This window comes from Paenibacillus monticola, assembly GCF_009664975.1.
Lineage (GTDB): Bacteria > Bacillota > Bacilli > Paenibacillales > Paenibacillaceae > Paenibacillus_AQ > Paenibacillus_AQ monticola.
This window is the reverse complement of record NZ_WJXB01000018.1, coordinates 13,981-29,055: the sequence shown is the minus strand read 5'-3', so window position 1 is coordinate 29,055 and position 15,075 is coordinate 13,981. Positions and strand designations below refer to the sequence as shown.

At 47.7% G+C, this 15,075-nt stretch carries 18 protein-coding genes and 1 pseudogene; 14 read left to right on the top strand and 5 right to left on the bottom strand.

Annotated features, from left to right (window positions below; translation table 11 throughout):
- Positions 1-13: 13 nt before the first annotated feature.
- From GJB61_RS28765 to GJB61_RS28755, 3 genes are read left to right on the top strand one after another with little or no spacing between them, the layout of a single operon-like run.
- Positions 14-352 carry an STAS domain-containing protein gene (locus tag GJB61_RS28765; protein ID WP_154122478.1) on the top strand — a complete coding sequence of 113 codons (339 nt, stop codon included), beginning with the start codon at positions 14-16 and terminating at the stop codon, positions 350-352.
- An 18-nt stretch (positions 353-370) separates the two neighbouring features.
- Complete coding sequence (gene rsbW / locus GJB61_RS28760; protein WP_154122477.1) at positions 371-823, top strand: anti-sigma B factor RsbW; 453 nt, start codon at positions 371-373, stop codon at positions 821-823.
- Positions 820-1,590, top strand: coding sequence for a sigma-70 family RNA polymerase sigma factor (locus GJB61_RS28755; protein WP_154122476.1), 771 nt, complete (start codon positions 820-822; stop codon positions 1,588-1,590). Before rsbW ends, GJB61_RS28755 begins: the two co-directional genes overlap by 4 nt.
- 66 nt (positions 1,591-1,656) lie before the next feature.
- On the opposite strand, the gene GJB61_RS28750 is transcribed toward GJB61_RS28755, so the two are convergent.
- Positions 1,657-1,989 (bottom strand): DUF5665 domain-containing protein, encoded by a 333-nt coding sequence (locus GJB61_RS28750; RefSeq protein ID WP_154122475.1) that lies wholly within the window; start codon positions 1,987-1,989, stop codon positions 1,657-1,659.
- Between the two features lie 118 nt (positions 1,990-2,107).
- The gene (locus GJB61_RS28745) at positions 2,108-2,578 is read right to left on the bottom strand and encodes a YtxH domain-containing protein (RefSeq protein WP_154122474.1); all 471 of its coding nucleotides are present in this window, start codon (positions 2,576-2,578) and stop codon (positions 2,108-2,110) included.
- 338 nt (positions 2,579-2,916) lie between these two features.
- Here GJB61_RS28745 and GJB61_RS28740 point away from each other — a divergent pair, with 338 nt between their 5' ends.
- Positions 2,917-3,918 carry an asparaginase gene (locus GJB61_RS28740; protein WP_154122473.1) on the top strand — a complete coding sequence of 334 codons (1,002 nt, stop codon included), beginning with the start codon at positions 2,917-2,919 and terminating at the stop codon, positions 3,916-3,918.
- Positions 3,919-4,034: 116 nt separating this feature from the next.
- Here GJB61_RS28740 and GJB61_RS28735 read toward each other — a convergent pair whose 3' ends face one another.
- Positions 4,035-4,259 carry a DUF1128 family protein gene (locus GJB61_RS28735; RefSeq protein ID WP_154122472.1) on the bottom strand — a complete coding sequence of 75 codons (225 nt, stop codon included), beginning with the start codon at positions 4,257-4,259 and terminating at the stop codon, positions 4,035-4,037.
- 190 nt (positions 4,260-4,449) lie between these two features.
- Between GJB61_RS28735 and yyaC the strand changes: the two genes are divergently transcribed.
- Both yyaC and GJB61_RS28725 read left to right on the top strand, forming a co-directional pair.
- Positions 4,450-4,938, top strand: a complete 489-nt coding sequence (gene yyaC, locus GJB61_RS28730) for a spore protease YyaC (RefSeq protein WP_154122523.1) — start codon at positions 4,450-4,452, stop codon at positions 4,936-4,938.
- A 71-nt stretch (positions 4,939-5,009) separates the two neighbouring features.
- Positions 5,010-5,804, top strand: coding sequence for an alpha/beta fold hydrolase (locus GJB61_RS28725; RefSeq protein WP_154122471.1), 795 nt, complete (start codon positions 5,010-5,012; stop codon positions 5,802-5,804).
- 77 nt (positions 5,805-5,881) lie between these two features.
- On the opposite strand, the gene GJB61_RS28720 is transcribed toward GJB61_RS28725, so the two are convergent.
- Both GJB61_RS28720 and GJB61_RS28715 read right to left on the bottom strand, forming a co-directional pair.
- The gene (locus tag GJB61_RS28720; RefSeq protein ID WP_154122470.1) at positions 5,882-7,195 is read right to left on the bottom strand and encodes an MFS transporter; all 1,314 of its coding nucleotides are present in this window, start codon (positions 7,193-7,195) and stop codon (positions 5,882-5,884) included.
- Complete coding sequence (locus GJB61_RS28715) at positions 7,195-7,746, bottom strand: winged helix-turn-helix domain-containing protein (RefSeq protein ID WP_154122469.1); 552 nt, start codon at positions 7,744-7,746, stop codon at positions 7,195-7,197. The genes GJB61_RS28720 and GJB61_RS28715 overlap by 1 nt, the downstream gene beginning before the upstream one ends.
- A gap of 225 nt (positions 7,747-7,971) precedes the next feature.
- Between GJB61_RS28715 and GJB61_RS28710 the strand changes: the two genes are divergently transcribed.
- The 8 genes and pseudogenes from GJB61_RS28710 to GJB61_RS28675 all read left to right on the top strand — a co-directional run bounded on the left by GJB61_RS28710 (position 7,972) and on the right by GJB61_RS28675 (position 15,005).
- A complete protein-coding gene (locus tag GJB61_RS28710) occupies positions 7,972-8,646 on the top strand; it encodes a DUF6483 family protein (protein WP_154122468.1) in 675 nt (224 codons plus the stop codon).
- A 91-nt stretch (positions 8,647-8,737) separates the two neighbouring features.
- Entirely contained in the window at positions 8,738-9,931 is a 1,194-nt protein-coding gene (locus GJB61_RS28705; RefSeq protein ID WP_154122467.1) for a class I SAM-dependent methyltransferase, read from the top strand.
- Positions 9,932-10,046: 115 nt separating this feature from the next.
- Positions 10,047-12,266: an O-antigen ligase family protein gene (locus GJB61_RS28700; protein WP_154122466.1), complete on the top strand. Its 2,220-nt coding sequence runs from the start codon at positions 10,047-10,049 to the stop codon at positions 12,264-12,266.
- Positions 12,267-12,304: 38 nt separating this feature from the next.
- A pseudogene (locus GJB61_RS28695) lies at positions 12,305-12,529 on the top strand (SDR family oxidoreductase); the annotation flags it as partial.
- Positions 12,530-12,746: 217 nt separating this feature from the next.
- On the top strand, positions 12,747-13,361 hold the full coding sequence (gene uptA / locus GJB61_RS28690) for an undecaprenyl phosphate transporter UptA (protein WP_154122465.1): 615 nt from the start codon (positions 12,747-12,749) through the stop codon (positions 13,359-13,361).
- Positions 13,358-13,924: a thioredoxin family protein gene (locus GJB61_RS28685; protein WP_154122464.1), complete on the top strand. Its 567-nt coding sequence runs from the start codon at positions 13,358-13,360 to the stop codon at positions 13,922-13,924. The genes uptA and GJB61_RS28685 overlap by 4 nt, the downstream gene beginning before the upstream one ends.
- A gap of 4 nt (positions 13,925-13,928) precedes the next feature.
- The gene (locus tag GJB61_RS28680) at positions 13,929-14,558 is read left to right on the top strand and encodes an MBL fold metallo-hydrolase (RefSeq protein ID WP_154122463.1); all 630 of its coding nucleotides are present in this window, start codon (positions 13,929-13,931) and stop codon (positions 14,556-14,558) included.
- 150 nt (positions 14,559-14,708) lie between these two features.
- Positions 14,709-15,005, top strand: coding sequence for a hypothetical protein (locus GJB61_RS28675; RefSeq protein WP_154122462.1), 297 nt, complete (start codon positions 14,709-14,711; stop codon positions 15,003-15,005).
- The last annotated feature ends 70 nt before the right edge of the window (positions 15,006-15,075 follow it).

The window sequence follows — 15,075 nt, the reverse complement described above, 5'->3', positions numbered from 1 at the left end:
GGAGAGATTGTCTATGAATACACATAAAAGCGAAAAGTTCCAGGCAAAAACCGAAACAGAAGGTAGTGTATGTACAGTTTTTCTGAGCGGAGAGCTTGATTTGTCAGTTGCTCCCGATTTCCGGCTAGTTATGGAGCCGTTGGTAGGTGATAAGGGACTTGATCTTGTCATTAATCTTAAGGAATTAAGATACATCGATAGCACAGGTATTGGAATTTTGTTGTCCATCCTGAAAGCAAGGCACGGACTCGAAGTGAAATTTTCAGTGGTCGAAGTTCCTTCGCAAATACAGAAGCTGTTTGATATGACTGGTATTTCCAAATTTTTCGCCCCCCAAGAGGACTCCCACTAGGAAAGGATCGAACTTAGAATGAGTGATGATGTACAAAAAGTGATTCTACAGTTACCTGCCAGCGCAGAATATGTCGATATTGTCAGATTGAACTTATATGGTATTGCCTCAAAGATGGGTTTTACCTATGAGGATATTGAAGATATGAAGGTAGCGGTATCAGAAGCCTGTAACAATTCTGTATTATATGCTTACGGTCAGAAAGATGGAGTGGTTGATGTCATTTTTGAAGTTGGAGCAAAGTCTTTATCCATAACTGTCAAAGATGAGGGGGAGAGCTTTGATGGGTTGGATTCGTCCGGAGAACGTATGACGCTCCATGATAAGGAGCTGAGTGACGTTCAAGTCGGAGGGCTGGGGTTCTATTTGATGCAGGCACTCATGGATGAAGTTAGCGTCGTAAGTGAAACAGGGAAAGGAACAGTTGTTACCTTGACCAAGCGACTTAATTTCACCGAGGAGAAAGTATGAACGAAAAGGTGACTCCCCCAGAGTCCATGAATGAAGCAGTAACCCTTATTTGGGAGTATCAGCAATCGAAGGATAATGATATTGCTACAGTATTGATCAAGAAGTATGAGCCTATGGTTAAGATGGCCTCCGGCAAAATAGCCCGTAACCGTCCCGACTTATATGAGGATTTGTATCAGGTGGGTCAGATGGCGCTTATTCGGCTGCTCCAGCAGTATGATATCAGTATGGGTATTCCTTTTGAACCATATGCTATGAAGAGTATGATTGGACATATGAAGAATTACCTGCGTGATAAATCCTGGTACATACAGGTTCCGAGACGAATCAAAGAAAAAGGGGCTTTAGTCCAGCAGGCGATCGATGAATTAACGATTCGGTTAGAACGTTCTCCTGCTGTAGAAGAAATCGCCCATTATCTTGAATTATCTGTTGAGGAAACTGTAGAGATACTGGCGGGTAGGGAGTGCTATCACTACGTATCTCTAGATTCGCCTATCTCACAAGAAGAGACCGGCGCTACGCTTGGTGAGCTTATCAGCTCAGATGCCAATGATTACGAAACGCTTGAGAAACGAATGGATCTCCAGCAAGCGCTTGGACAACTTAAGGAACAGGAGCAGCAGGTGCTGTTGCTGGCCTTTCAGGATGGAGAGTCACAGCGAGCTATCGCTCAGAAGCTGGGTGTTTCACAAATGAGCGTCTCACGGATTCAGAAGCGGGCTACCGAGAAGCTTAAACAGATTATGTCGAATTCCTCCTATTAAATTTTTATAAATGACAAAGGGCATGCTTTCTTCTTAAGGAGAAAAGTATGCCCTTTATTTTTAAACCTAACTGTTAGCGTCAATATACTTTTTGATCTCGCCAAGATATTCCCCGATAATCGGCACATTAAGAAATAGACTCAGGATATAACCCAACAAACCGAGAATGACAAAGGTGCCAATAGAAAGGCCTAAACCACGGGAAATCCCAGCCATAAGATTCGTAATAATTCGCTTTTTCGGGTCGGTATAGTTCTCGAGAATATCCTTGAATTCAGACTTCTCCAGCGAATCCGCAATTTTATCAAGACGAGCATTTAACCTTTTCAGCTCATGCCGCAGCTCAAAGGGGTGCTCTTCCACTTCGTATACCTTGGTCCTATTTTCCAGATCTCCCATAAGTATTCCCTACTTTCTGTAGCCCGAAGGGCTTATGATCAATCTTTATTGCGCACCAATAGCCAGCTACGGTCAGCTGGCTATTGGCAGGGTAGAGTAGCTTGTGTTTCCATGTAACTTAGTAAGTTGTTTTATAAGTATCTTTAACTTGCTCTTTGGCATCGGACGCTTCATCAGTTACCTCTTTGGAGGCATCAGTTACATCAGCAGATATACTTGCCGAAGCTTCGCTTACCGTTTCGCCGATCTTCTTGCCAGTATCGTGCAAAGTAGCAGCAATGTGCTGTTTGCTTTCGCTCACTGTAGTGTAAATATCGGAGGCCTTAGAGGACACCGTACTCGCCAAATCACTTGCTTTTTCTCCAACAGTAGTAGCTATAGATATAGTTTTGTCAGTCACTGCACCGGCAACCTCTTTGGTCTTGTCAGTTGCAAGTGCAAGCTTGTCGGATAAATCATCGCGCAATTCACGACCTGGTTTTGGTGCAAACAGCAGGGCTGCTGCAGCCCCAAGTAAACCGCCTATGAAAATTCCTTTTAGAAAAGTGCTTCCGCTTTGTACTGGGTATTCCGTTTCTGCTTTATTCATCACAAATCACTCCTTAAGAGAATATTGTATTCCAAAATCAGTCGGCGGGCCGAAACATGCGTTTCGTGTTTCGGCAACGATGCCTTCTTCATTTAGATATCAGGATAACCTGAAGTTCTTACTTCGTATATAAACGTTACTATGTAAGATGAAACACTAGAAGCGTAAGAGAAAGATTTCCGGAGTAAGAAGCAGGATGGTCGAAATAACAAGACTTTATAACCGCTAAACAGTCCGTTTTGGGACTTTACAATCTACCTTACATGACGGAAAGATTATAGAGTTTTCTATTATTAATCATCTAGGTCTGGCTATATAGAGAAAAGAGGAGAGACATCATGGAAACTGTGTTGGTGCGGGAATATCGGTCGGATTTACTAGAATGTGTTCATAGTGGGCATATCGCAATTGTAGGAGAAGGCGGATTATTAAAGGGTTATGCCGGAGACCCCGGTTTTGTATCCTTTACCCGTTCTGCGGCTAAGCCGCTGCAGGCGATTCCAGGTATTCGAGGGGGGATTGTCGAGCAATATGGACTTACTTCAACCGAAATCGCTCTGATGACTGCTTCTCACCGTGGGGAGAGCTACCATATCGACACACTAGAGAGCATTTCGTCTAAAATCGGTATTGAGGAGTCTCAAATGATCTGCGCAACAAGTTATCCGCTGGATCTGAATAGCCATGAACAGGCTATACGCGGTTTTGGGAAAAGAAAATTTTATCATAATTGCTCAGGCAAACACATGGGTATTTTGTCTTATAGCAAACTGAAGGGTCTGCCGCTCGACGAATACGCACAACCAGAGCATCCTGTGCAGCGTGAGATTATTAGCACGATTGCTTATATGGCCGATGTTGCTCCGGAAAGTATTGGCCTCGGCACGGACGGCTGCGGCTTGCCGGTATTTGCTCTGCCTCTGACAGCATTGGCGAATGCTTATTTGAAGCTGGCCTGTCCTGATTTGATCAGCGATGAGCCTACACGTAAAGCGGTTAGCAGGATAACATCTGCGATGAATACCCATCCGGAGATGGTTTCCGGTCACGGACGGTTGGATTCCATTCTGTTAGAGGATGGGAATATCATTGCCAAAGGTGGGTTTAAGGGTGTCTATTGCTTCGGCTTACGCCAGGAACGGCTCGGAATTTCCTTTAAGATTCTAGACGGTTCGGAAGAAGAGTGGGGTCTTATAGTACAGAGTATTCTTGAGCAGTTGGGATATAGCCAGAAAAACACGCTGGAGAAGCTCCGGTCTGCTTTTTCAGGGGTCATTTATAATGATGGAGGTAGACAGGTGGGTCATGCGGCTCCAGAATTCCAATTGGAGTTAATCTAGTTAGAGTAGCTGTCCAGTCCTGCCGTAACAAAGTGCACAGCAAAAGAGCCTCTTGCCCTACTAATCCACCGAATTGGTGGAAGCAGAGCAAGGGGCTCTTTTGCGAAAAAGCTGATTTATTTTTGCCGCAGACGTCCGAGCTCGGACACGAGCGCTTCCACCTGGGAAATGCTGAGTCTATCACTGCCCATAGTTACTTCGTAAACATCAAGAATATCCTCATAGTTATTCACCGAGAATGCGGATGCCTGCATAGCTGCGGCACTGGCCATCTTTAGTTTCGTTTTGATACCTTCGATCATATATTCAACATTTTCCTGACTAGGCTTTGTTAAATCCATTGGGTCACTAACATCCTCTCTGCTCGGTGTATTCATCCTTTATTTTATCATGTTTGGGTGCTGTACCACCATTTTTTTGTGAGGATAGCTAAAATCATGTAAAATTAAAGGTAATTTAAGAGGGTCATTCACATCGGAGGGAGCGAAGGCATTGGCGATTAGGGAGCAGGGCAGTGGGAATCGGAGCAGAATGAAAGCTGATGAGCTAAGTTCCTTCTTTCGGGAAATTGCAGAACAACATGTGGTAGAGCAAATCACCTTCCTTTGTATCGGAACAGACCGTTCTACAGGGGATGCTCTAGGTCCGCTGACAGGCAGTAAACTATTGGAGTACGGCTTTTCGCATGTGGTTGGCACGCTTCCGTCTCCGTGTGATGCAGATAATCTGGTGGTTCGTATAGGTGGCATACCTGCTGAGCATATTGTGATAGCCATTGATGCCTGCTTGGGACCTCCGCTTGCGCTTGGCTTCTTTTTTGCCGCTCACGAACCATTGCAGCCAGCACAATCGGTCGGACTACACTTACCGGCTGTAGGGCATTATAGTCTTGCTGCCATTGTTGATATTAACGGTCCCAAGCCCTATCGGACATTACAGACAACTCCGCTGTACAGAGTCATGCTTATGGCTGAACAGATTGCCGATGCGGCGGCAGCAGGATTCGGGCGGGTACGTTAAGAAAGTTTCAAGGAGACGGTATTAGCTTAATAATAGTTAACACTTTTTACATAGAAAGAAGGAATCAACTAATGGAAACAGTTCACTCAAACGGAAGTAATATTAACTTTACTGATCAAGGCGAAGGTGAAGTTATCGTATTGCTGCACGGGTTTTGCGGCAGCGCCGATTATTGGGAGAAAGTCATTCCTGCCTTAAGCGGCACCTACCGCATCATAGCCCTTGATTTGCGTGGTCATGGTACTTCGGATGCTCCACTTGGAGCTTACAGCGTTGAACAGATGGCGGATGATGTGTTATCCGTGCTGGATACGCTTGAGATTTCGCAGGTCACTTTATTGGGCCACTCACTAGGCGGCTACATTACACTGTCCTTTGCACAGCGTTACGCCTCCCGCTTACAGGGCTTTGGGCTCATTCATTCCACTGGATATTCAGATAGTGAAGAGGCTAAAGAGAAACGTCTGAAAAGCGTCAGCACGATTCAAAATGAGGGAATTACCGCCTTTGTAGATGCGCTGGTACCTGGACTATTCGCTCCAGAAACGGCTGAAGCCGCTCCACAGCTGTTGGAGCGTACAAAGGAGATAGGTTACAGAACGCCTCCACAGGGTGCAGCAGGAGCAGCACTGGCTATGCGTGAGCGTCCGGACCGCCGTGACGTGATCTCAGCCAGTGAGCTTCCGATATTGCTCGTTGCCGGAGAGAAGGACGCACATGTACCGCCTGAAAGAATTTTCACTTCGGACAAATCCAATGTAACGCAAGCGACGATTCCTGGGGTAGGCCATATGAGCATGTACGAAGCGCCAGAACAATTAGCTGGCATCATTAAGGACTTTGTTCAAGCCGCTGTACAGAAATAGCTGCTGTGGATTCATTAAGTAGCAGAAAGAGGCAGTCCCCGCTGGATTTGGCGTGGGCTGCCTCTTTCTGCTAGTCTCTATTGAAACTTGCGAATGGCCGGGATGCTTAGAACCAGTGCAATACAGGCCATACCGCTTCCGGCAAAAATAGCGATAGTAGCGACGCCGCCTATGAGGTCCGCCAACCATCCGACAAGAATATATCCTACTGGCAGCAGGGCGAAGGAACCTAGTAAATCCAGACTGGCTACCCGTCCGAAGGCCTCCTGTGGGACAAGCTCCTGCAGGCTGATCTCCCAGATGAGGCCGAAGATCATAAGACCAAAGCCATCTAAAGCGAATAGAGCGATTGCCCCTATTGGTGTAGGGACAAAGGGTAGCAGCAACAGTGCCAATCCGCTAAGAAAAGCTCCGCCATAAGCCATAAGACCCCGATGACTCCATTGTGGCCTCATGCCGTACAGCAATCCTCCGACGATTGCGCCTACACCAGAGAAGGTGACAGCAAGGCCGTAAAGGTAAGGCTCCCAACCATGATGAATCTTAAAGAGCCACGGAACAAGAATACTTGTAATTCCCGCATAACAAATATTAATAAACGAAAAAGCTAAAATCGTAATCCACAACCAAGGATTGCTCCGCAGCACAGCTACTCCTTCTTTGAAGTCTGCCTTCCAGTCCGGTGCGGATTGAACTTCAGGTGCTGGAGAAAATGGGTCGCTGAGCAAAGGCGGTGCCGAGAGTTCGGGCCTTAATCGGACGATCAGGAATTTGCGCAAATAGATAAGGCAGAGAAATGATAATAAATAAGTTAAGGCATTCATGCCGAATCCGAAACCTGCGGACAGATGAGTAATCAACAATCCGCCGAGCGCTGGGCCGATCAGCCTTACCGTTTGCGTGGTCATTTGCGTTAGCGAATTGGCTGCATTTCGAATGTCAGGTGTGAATACGGTAGCACGGACTGCGGCATAAGCGGGCTGAAATAGTCCGTCAAGCAGACCATAGAAGCCTACTAATACAAATAACAGTGGAATACTGAGCAGACCCGATAACGAGAGGACCGCAGTTGTCAGCATGATGACACTACGGAATATATCCGCCAGCATCATAATCCTTACCCGGTCATACCGGTCAACAATATGTCCAGAGATCGGGAGCATGAGTACATTGGGCAGCATGTAGGCAGCCATGACAAAGCCCATGATCGTTGTAGAGCCAGTCATGGAATAAACCAATACAGGGAGAATAACCATCGTTATTGAGCTGCCCAGAAAAGAGATAAGATGCCCCAGCCATAGATAAAGGAACGCTCGTGAGCTGGCAAAAGGAGCAGCAAATCCCCGCAGCGGATTGCTGCTGGCCTTTTCAGGTGTGTGGACTGGTATCATTAGGATTCACCACCTAACTGTTGGGTGGAATCGGCGCGTAAGCGGCCAATGGCGATATCAACACCATATTCTTCACCATGGGTGATTTTGGATTCCCACGTGGAAATGAACTGCTTTAGGTCTTGCTGGAAGGACTCCAGCTCGCGTGCGGATAACGTCAGTCTTGTCGTGAAATGCTCGACAGTATCCTCTTTCTGAAACTGAAAGCCGCTAAAATTCTCTGACCGGAACCAGGTAGCTTTGGAGCGGTAAAATTTTTGGACAATTCCTCCGGCGACTTCGGTACGGACGAGTTCAAGCAATCCGCCTTCAAACAGCTTGATGATATGGTAATGGATGTTTCCTGGAGTCTTCTGCAGTTCTTCAGCAACTTGTTTGGAGGTGCGGGGATCTCCAGCAAGAGCATGCATAATTTTAATTCGTAATGCACTTTCCAATAATTTATCCTGCTCAGGTGTAACCTGCAGTGGAGTATTGCTATCGTGCAGCTGGATCTGCGGTTGAAGGTTATCATTACCTGCTTCTTGTTGTCCGTGTGGGTTATTCTTCATGGTTGTTGCCTCCTGATTGAACGATAAGTTGGAACGATTGCTGTAGATGATCTATTTCATAGTTCGATCTGTAATCCAGATCGTAGCTGGATCTAGTGTATTATATCTATTGTTTTCCTGTCAAGGTCTTGGGATTTCCATCTATAGAATGGCATAGTACTCGGGAATGGTTTAAGATTAATCAGAGAGATTTACAGCCAAGGTATTAGAAAAGGGGTGTACAGCATGTTTCGAAGAGATTATATTGTCCGGATGATTGAGGACATGACGGCGATGGTTGCCAAGGTAATGACTCTGAAACAGGAGCGGAAGACGACGGAAGCATTATGGGAAGTCGATGAGCTGCTGAACCGGCACTTCCGGCTGAACTCCCGACTTTTGAATTCACTGTCCGTGGAGGACATTATAGATATGTATCGTCTGGGCGGTGTGATCGAATCCGACAAATTACAAGGAGTGGCCCGGCTGCTGAAAGAAGAAGGCAGCATTTATGCCGGGAACAACAATAAGGAAGCAGCGTTATTCAGAAGTATGCGGGCGTTGCATTTATATTTGTACGCGGATCTGAATGGTGCTGATCGTGAACTGCTGAGTATGACGCAAGATATTAATGAGCTGCTGCAGGAAGTGCAGGCTTACCGGCTTCCGGTCAAGACGGAGCGGCTGTTGCTGGCTTATATGGAATCGGTTGGACGTTTCGGTAAAGCCGAGGACAGTCTTTACAGGCTGTGGGAACAGGGTGAAGATGTGGCAATGGCGGGAGCGGAGCTGTATGGGCGGCTGCTGCTTATATCGCCTGTCGATTTGGAACAAGGTAATCTTCCCTTGGAGGAAGTGAAACAGGGAATACAAGAATGGTGCAGGCTCAACGTGATCCCCGCGGAGTCTAATATTCTTTAAATCCGCCAATACCAATATTTAAGGAGCTAACTGCACTCTTGGTAGACCATGATATAATGTATGTTAATCGAATTTTTAATCCGAAAGTGAGATGTGCGTTGTGGAATCTTTAAAAGCTCTTATTGAACAACTAATTAGCGACCGTACTTTGATTACGGCGACCTTAAGCCAATTGCGCAATAAAGGAGAGGCCTCCTACACGAAGGTGCAAATTAAACCTGTTGAATTAAAGGGCAAGCTTCATCACCAGTTTGCCTATTACATTGGTGCAAAGGTTGAACATCGCAATATACCCGTGGAATTAGCGGCGGAGGAACTGACACTTTTACTGAGAGAAACATTCCGTCAAGGCCTGATCTGTACCGTAGAGGCTGATTATCAGATATTAGTCAGCAAAAAATACAAAGTGTCGATACTCACCAAATCCCCAAGTAAGCAAGAAGTACCGGATCTGGCTCACAACCGCCGCAAGCGTTATGTATTGGAAGATGGGCAGCCGGTGCCGTTTCTTGTGGAACTTGGTATTATGAATGCTGAAGGCAAGGTGCTGGCCAAGAAATACGATAAGTTCCGGCAGATCAATCGCTTTCTGGAGATGGTGGAAGATGTGCTCGCCGATCTGCCGACGGGGCGACCGTTGACCATTGTTGATTTTGGCTGCGGTAAGTCCTATTTGACGTTTGCCCTGTATCATTATTTGGCAGTCCGTGAGAAACGGGAGCTGAATATTGTAGGTCTGGACCTAAAAGCGGATGTGATTGAGCACTGTGCACAACTTGCTGCACGACTGGGTTATGATAAGCTCCATTTCCTTGTTGGTGATATTGCTGAATATAATGAACTGGAGCAGGTGGATATGGTCGTAACCCTTCACGCCTGTGATACCGCAACAGACGCAGCATTGGAAAAGGCGGTACGCTGGGGTGCGTCAGTCATTCTGTCTGTGCCTTGCTGCCAGCATGAATTATTCAACCAAATTGAGAGTGATGTGCTCAGCCCTTTGCTGTCGCACGGCATACTGAAGGAGCGCTTCTCAGCTCTGGCTACCGATGCCATTCGTGCCAAGCTGCTGGATCTGATGGGTTACCGCAGCCAATTGCTAGAATTCATCGACATGGAGCATACACCGAAGAACATTCTGATCCGTGCGGTCAAAAGCGCAGGCGGCGATAACGCATCTAAATGGCGCGAATACAGTGCATTCCGCGATTTCCTGGGCGCGAAGCCTTATCTTGAACGGGTATGCGCCGATCTGCTTCCCACTGAAATTTCAGTGCAGGGATAAATAATTGTGTCTTGTGTCGTCAAAACGGCCTACTTCCTTACAGGAGGTAGGCCGTTTTGGTTGTGGGCAAATATGGGCAGACTGGAGGTAACTTAAGTAAACAGGGGAAATTAAAATGTGCCGTGGGAAGATAGAGTATGGTTGGGAACCCGTAGTAAATTATATTGCTGCAGCTGCAGTTATAGGGGCCGGAGCAGCAGCATGTTTGCTGCGCGGATTCTTTTTTGCTGAGGAGATGTATGCTTTCTTAGTAGTATGGTTTGTTCTGTGTGCAGTAATTATAGTTCTTAAATTTGTTGTAGCTCACAGGAAAGGGAATAAAGGAGTATCGGGAAATGTTCTTGCGGGGGACAGTGTACTACAGAGAAAGGGCAGTATACGCAGAACTCAAGGAGCAAGAGTGGTACTGCTGGGCGGTTCTGTTCTGATTCTCGCTCTCTATGCCATCCACTTGCTACGGGGATCTATATCTGCCCAAGGCACAATGAACGAACTGTTACGTTGGGGCCTTTACGCCAGTTTTGCTGTTGTGGTCTATACCTGTGCTGGTAATCGGCAAGTGGGTCGATTACTCATCGCGGCTTGGCACGGAGTAGGAATGACGTTATGCCTTACTGCTCTATTGGCAGTCTGTGGAGTTTTGCCGCTCCCTTTTGCAATAGCCTACAGTAATGCATCGGGAGTTAGTGTTACAGGTGCCAGACTGGGCGGACTGCTTGAATATCCCAATACATTTGGTGCTGTAATGGCCGTTTTTCTTCTGGAGCGGTTATTCAGCATCGCTGGTGTTTCCGCGAAGCCAAGCACTCGATCAGCGTTGCTGCGCCAGCTGCCGTTATTTCCGTACGCAGCCGCGCTGCTGCTCAGCGAGTCGCGCGGCGCTTGGCTGGCGGCGGCCTGCGCCGCGGCCGCCGTACTGCCTTGGAAGCGGCGGCTCCTCGCGCCGCTTCTTACCGCTGGCGCCGCGCCCGTGGCCGCTGCGGCACTGCTCTACCGCCAACTGGCCCATGCCGGGTTGGCGGTAGAGCCCTTGCCCGGCCTGCTGGCGCTGGCCGGGCTCTGGGCCGGCGCGCTGCTAGCCGGCCTGTGGCTGTGCCGCCGCCAGCGCTGTGCGGCGGCGGGCTGGACCCGCGCCGCCGGGCTAGCACTGGCGGCGGTAGGTTGGACGGCGGCGGGCACCGCCGTCCTCCTGCACGTGCACGCGCGCATCATCGGACCGTCATCGACGGTATCTGCGCGCGGGCTTTTTTACCGCGACGCGTGGAAACTCGCGGCAGAGGCTCCCTGGCTGGGTCGCGGAGGCGAGACCTGGGCCAGTGCCTATCTCGCCATCCAATCCCACCCCTACGTGGGCAGCCAGGTGCATAATGGTTATCTCGATATACTGTTAAACCTAGGCATTGTCGGCCTTACAGCCACCGCCCTGATACTGCTGGCGGCAGGCTGGCTGCTGGCAATGGCCGCACCCCAGCTGTTGCCGCCGTTTCTGGTCTTGACTCTGCATAGTGCTGTTGATTTTGATTGGAGCTACGGGTTGGTCTGGCTGCTGCTGCTCTGGCTGCCTGCGCTTGCTGTTGCTGAAATGGGGCAAACTGCTATTGCAGCCCCCCCTCTCAAACCGGTCAATCAGTCAGCTTTTACTTACTCATACCAGATCAATCGCCCAACTGCTCCACGCAGATTTTCCTATCCGAGTCAAGTTGTTGCTGCTGCAGTCTGTTGTGCTTGCCTAAGTCTTAGCCTGCTGTCAGTACATGCTTATAGAGGTATAGATTTATATCGACAAGCGGGGCAGGTCACCACCTTTACAGAAAGAACAGTACTGCTGCAAAAGTCCTTGGACTGGAATCCATATGCGCCTGGAACGATAGTGGCTTTATCGCGCATGCTTCCGACAGGCCAAGCAACAAGCTTATTGCAGAGCAGCTTGAAGTATGCTCCAGAAGATGCCGCTTTAAGCTGGGAGCTGGCAGAGCGTTTGATGAGAGAGGACAATCTGGGGGTTGCACTATATTGGATACGGAGAAGTTTACAGCTTGATGTCTACAACTATGTTAAACGGGTGAGAGTCGTTGAAGGCCTGCTGGCGATGGGCCAGGGCAGACTAGCAGCTGGGAGGGTAGGGGAAGCTCAGAACAGTGCTGCTGCCGGGATGGAGCTTCTGCGGCAATACCGTTTGCTGGTGGAGCAGGAGAACATACGCGGAGGGCGACATAATGACCGTCATTTCAGAGTTACCGAAGAAGCCGACAGCTTAGACTGGCGGCTGAGAGGATTGTTGATCGCTGCTGGCGATTCGGAAGGAAAAGCCAAACCACTTTCACTTGCTCACTGAAGCTATGTGAAATGGATATTTCTATTTTAAATGTAACCGGATCACGCGCAGGGCTTGCCTATACTGCCTCCAAGCATGCTGTAGTTGGAATGACGAAGAATGTCGGCTATCAGTATGCAAAGCTGGGGAAGGCATGGTCCTCATGCCCCGAGCAGGGGAGAGCAGTGAAATAGCCAGTGTAGCCTTGTTTTTTGGCTTCGGATGCCGCAAGCTCTGTGAATGGTACTGTGATAACGGCTGATGCCGGGTGGTTGGCTTATTAAATTAATGGTGGTGTGAATGATGGGGGTACGGTTCGCTGGAACTGTATCCTTTTGAATTGAGAGAATGAGAGAGCCTTCTTCAGAAGTAGAAGTCGTAAGCTTTCCTATGCTAGAATAGGCTAAGAGAAACTGGCGACATAGAGCAGGAGCGGAAATGTTGTAATTAACTGTGCAGCAATGCCGCATTTTGCCAAATAACGGGAGGAGGAACTCAAGAATGCATTTTATTTCTGATCTAATCTCGCAATTGTTCGAATGGATTCAGAATTTAGGTTATTTCGGGATTATGATCGGACTAATGATTGAAGTCATTCCTAGTGAAATTGTTTTGGCTTATGGTGGTTACCTGGTCTGGTCGGGGGATATTAATTTTTTTGGCGCGGTTCTGTTTGGTACCGTGGGCGGCGTTATTGCGCAGATTTTTGTTTACTGGATTGGCCGCTATGGCGGCAGACCTGTACTGGAGAAATACGGCAAGTATATTTTTATTAAAAAGAAGCATATCGATCATTCCGAAGTTTGGTTTGCGAAGTATGGCACCGGCGTAATCTTCACGGCCCGTTTTATTCCGATTGTGCGTCATGCCATTTCGGTTCCGGCAGGGATCTCCCGCATGCCGCTCGGTAAATTTACATTGCTAACTACGCTTGCTGTTATTCCTTGGAGTACATTATTTGTTTTTCTAGGATACAAATTGGGTGACCAATGGGAGAATATCGATGAGAAAGCTGCTCCCTACACGAAAGAGATCATTTTAGTGGCTCTTGCCGTTATTATCATTTACTTCCTGTTCAAGTGGTATAAATCCAAAAAGAAAGGTAGTGCAATATGAAACAGAATGTAGCCCCTAAATATGGTCAAGGTCTGACGCCCCGTCAATTCGTAGAAGGTATGACCCGTAATCAGCAGGCGTTCGAAACCTGGTATGAGAAATTTACTTGGGAAGATGAGAGCGACCATGAGTATTTTGAAAGTCTGAACCACCGTGACGATTTACGTGTGCTCATTCTTGCGGCAGACTGGTGTGGCGACGTGGTACGTAATGTTCCGGTTGTCTTCCGTATTCTGGAGACCGCGGGTATTAAGACAGAAGTATTGATTCTTGAAGAACATCCAGAAGTAATGGATGACTATCTGACTATGGGCGGCAGAGCCGTTCCGATCGTAATTTTTGCGGATTCGGGTGGATATGTACTGGGCCATTGGGGTCCTCGTCCGGAGCATGTGCAGAGTCTGATGAATGAGTTCAAACGTGAGAATCCTGACCGTGAAGCCGCCGATTATGAGAGCAAAATCACGGAAGTACGCAAGGCAATGGGTCAAGCCTACGGGGAAGGAACGGAATCACATGCTGTTATCGCCAAAGAGCTGCGTGCGCTGATCTCCGGATTCTAAATACATGTTAAATATTCGCTCATTTAATCTTGGACCTCTTCAGACGAATGCCTATCTACTGACAGGAGCAGATCCTGCCAAAGGAATCATTATCGACCCCGGAATGAATCCTGCCGCACTTGTACGCAGTATCGAAGGTATGGAAATCGAAGCTATTTTGCTGACACATGCTCATTTTGATCATATGGGTGGTGTGGATGAGATTCGTAAGCTTAAGAAATGCCCTGTATATTTGCATGCGCTGGAAAGTGAATGGCTGACCAGCGCCAAGCTGAACGGTTCATTGCTGTGGCCGGATGTTGCACCACCATTAACTACAGATCCCGCAGAATATGATCTTGCTGAAGGCCAAGTCCTCAAGCTGATTGGACATACCTTCCGTGTATTTCATACACCGGGACATTCCCCAGGCAGTGTGAGCTTCCTGTGCGGTGATGACCTCTTCTCCGGCGATGTGCTGTTCAAGCTTGGTGTTGGACGCACGGATCTACCCGGCGGTAGAGAGCGGGATTTATTCGACTCTCTACGTGGTAAGCTGTATAAATTGGATGAAGGAGTCAAGGTGTATCCAGGACATGGCTCACGGACAACGATTGGTTTTGAACGAGTCCGTAATCCTTATGTGACTATGTAATTCATGGATAGACAAAAGAATACAAACTTGATACAATATTGTTAATTAAATGTAACATTTACCTCGCGAAGCACGCAGACTGTGGAATAATCCCGGTTTGCGTTCTTTTTTTTGTCTACATATAGCATTAAATGTATGGGGGGAAGTAGATTGAAGAACGATATACGTTATCGCATGGACTATGGGCAGTATAATTCAGCAGCAAGATTGGATAGCTTTTGCAGCTCGAATTGCCGTTTTTTTTCGGACTGTCCGGGAAAAGGCGGCTTCTGTTCGTTTATTGAACAAAGAGAACTGTTGTCAGAACAAGAGAATAGGAGCGCTCTGCAGGCTGCTCAGGTGATTCCCACTCTCCAGTCATTGACTTCATTTTGGAGTTTCCCGACAGGTAGAGGGGCTATCCAGCCTTGGCGCCGCAAGTTATGGGAGCTCAAAAATAAATTCTGAGCGGAATTGAACGATTCGCCATACTCAATCGTATTATAGGTAAATTCTTTTATTTGAACAAACTCGTGGA

What these genes read in the sequence shown, in the direction of transcription:
- GJB61_RS28765 (WP_154122478.1), top strand. Translation starts at nt 14, where the DNA reads ATGAATACACATAAAAGCGAAAAGTTCCAGGCAAAAACCGAAACAGAA.
- rsbW (WP_154122477.1), top strand. Translation starts at nt 371, where the DNA reads ATGAGTGATGATGTACAAAAAGTGATTCTACAGTTACCTGCCAGCGCA.
- GJB61_RS28755 (WP_154122476.1), top strand. Translation starts at nt 820, where the DNA reads ATGAACGAAAAGGTGACTCCCCCAGAGTCCATGAATGAAGCAGTAACC.
- GJB61_RS28750 (WP_154122475.1), bottom strand. Translation starts at nt 1,989, where the DNA reads ATGGGAGATCTGGAAAATAGGACCAAGGTATACGAAGTGGAAGAGCAC.
- GJB61_RS28745 (WP_154122474.1), bottom strand. Translation starts at nt 2,578, where the DNA reads ATGAATAAAGCAGAAACGGAATACCCAGTACAAAGCGGAAGCACTTTT.
- GJB61_RS28740 (WP_154122473.1), top strand. Translation starts at nt 2,917, where the DNA reads ATGGAAACTGTGTTGGTGCGGGAATATCGGTCGGATTTACTAGAATGT.
- GJB61_RS28735 (WP_154122472.1), bottom strand. Translation starts at nt 4,259, where the DNA reads ATGGATTTAACAAAGCCTAGTCAGGAAAATGTTGAATATATGATCGAA.
- yyaC (WP_154122523.1), top strand. Translation starts at nt 4,450, where the DNA reads ATGAAAGCTGATGAGCTAAGTTCCTTCTTTCGGGAAATTGCAGAACAA.
- GJB61_RS28725 (WP_154122471.1), top strand. Translation starts at nt 5,010, where the DNA reads ATGGAAACAGTTCACTCAAACGGAAGTAATATTAACTTTACTGATCAA.
- GJB61_RS28720 (WP_154122470.1), bottom strand. Translation starts at nt 7,195, where the DNA reads ATGATACCAGTCCACACACCTGAAAAGGCCAGCAGCAATCCGCTGCGG.
- GJB61_RS28715 (WP_154122469.1), bottom strand. Translation starts at nt 7,746, where the DNA reads ATGAAGAATAACCCACACGGACAACAAGAAGCAGGTAATGATAACCTT.
- GJB61_RS28710 (WP_154122468.1), top strand. Translation starts at nt 7,972, where the DNA reads ATGTTTCGAAGAGATTATATTGTCCGGATGATTGAGGACATGACGGCG.
- GJB61_RS28705 (WP_154122467.1), top strand. Translation starts at nt 8,738, where the DNA reads ATGTGCGTTGTGGAATCTTTAAAAGCTCTTATTGAACAACTAATTAGC.
- GJB61_RS28700 (WP_154122466.1), top strand. Translation starts at nt 10,047, where the DNA reads ATGTGCCGTGGGAAGATAGAGTATGGTTGGGAACCCGTAGTAAATTAT.
- uptA (WP_154122465.1), top strand. Translation starts at nt 12,747, where the DNA reads ATGCATTTTATTTCTGATCTAATCTCGCAATTGTTCGAATGGATTCAG.
- GJB61_RS28685 (WP_154122464.1), top strand. Translation starts at nt 13,358, where the DNA reads ATGAAACAGAATGTAGCCCCTAAATATGGTCAAGGTCTGACGCCCCGT.
- GJB61_RS28680 (WP_154122463.1), top strand. Translation starts at nt 13,929, where the DNA reads ATGTTAAATATTCGCTCATTTAATCTTGGACCTCTTCAGACGAATGCC.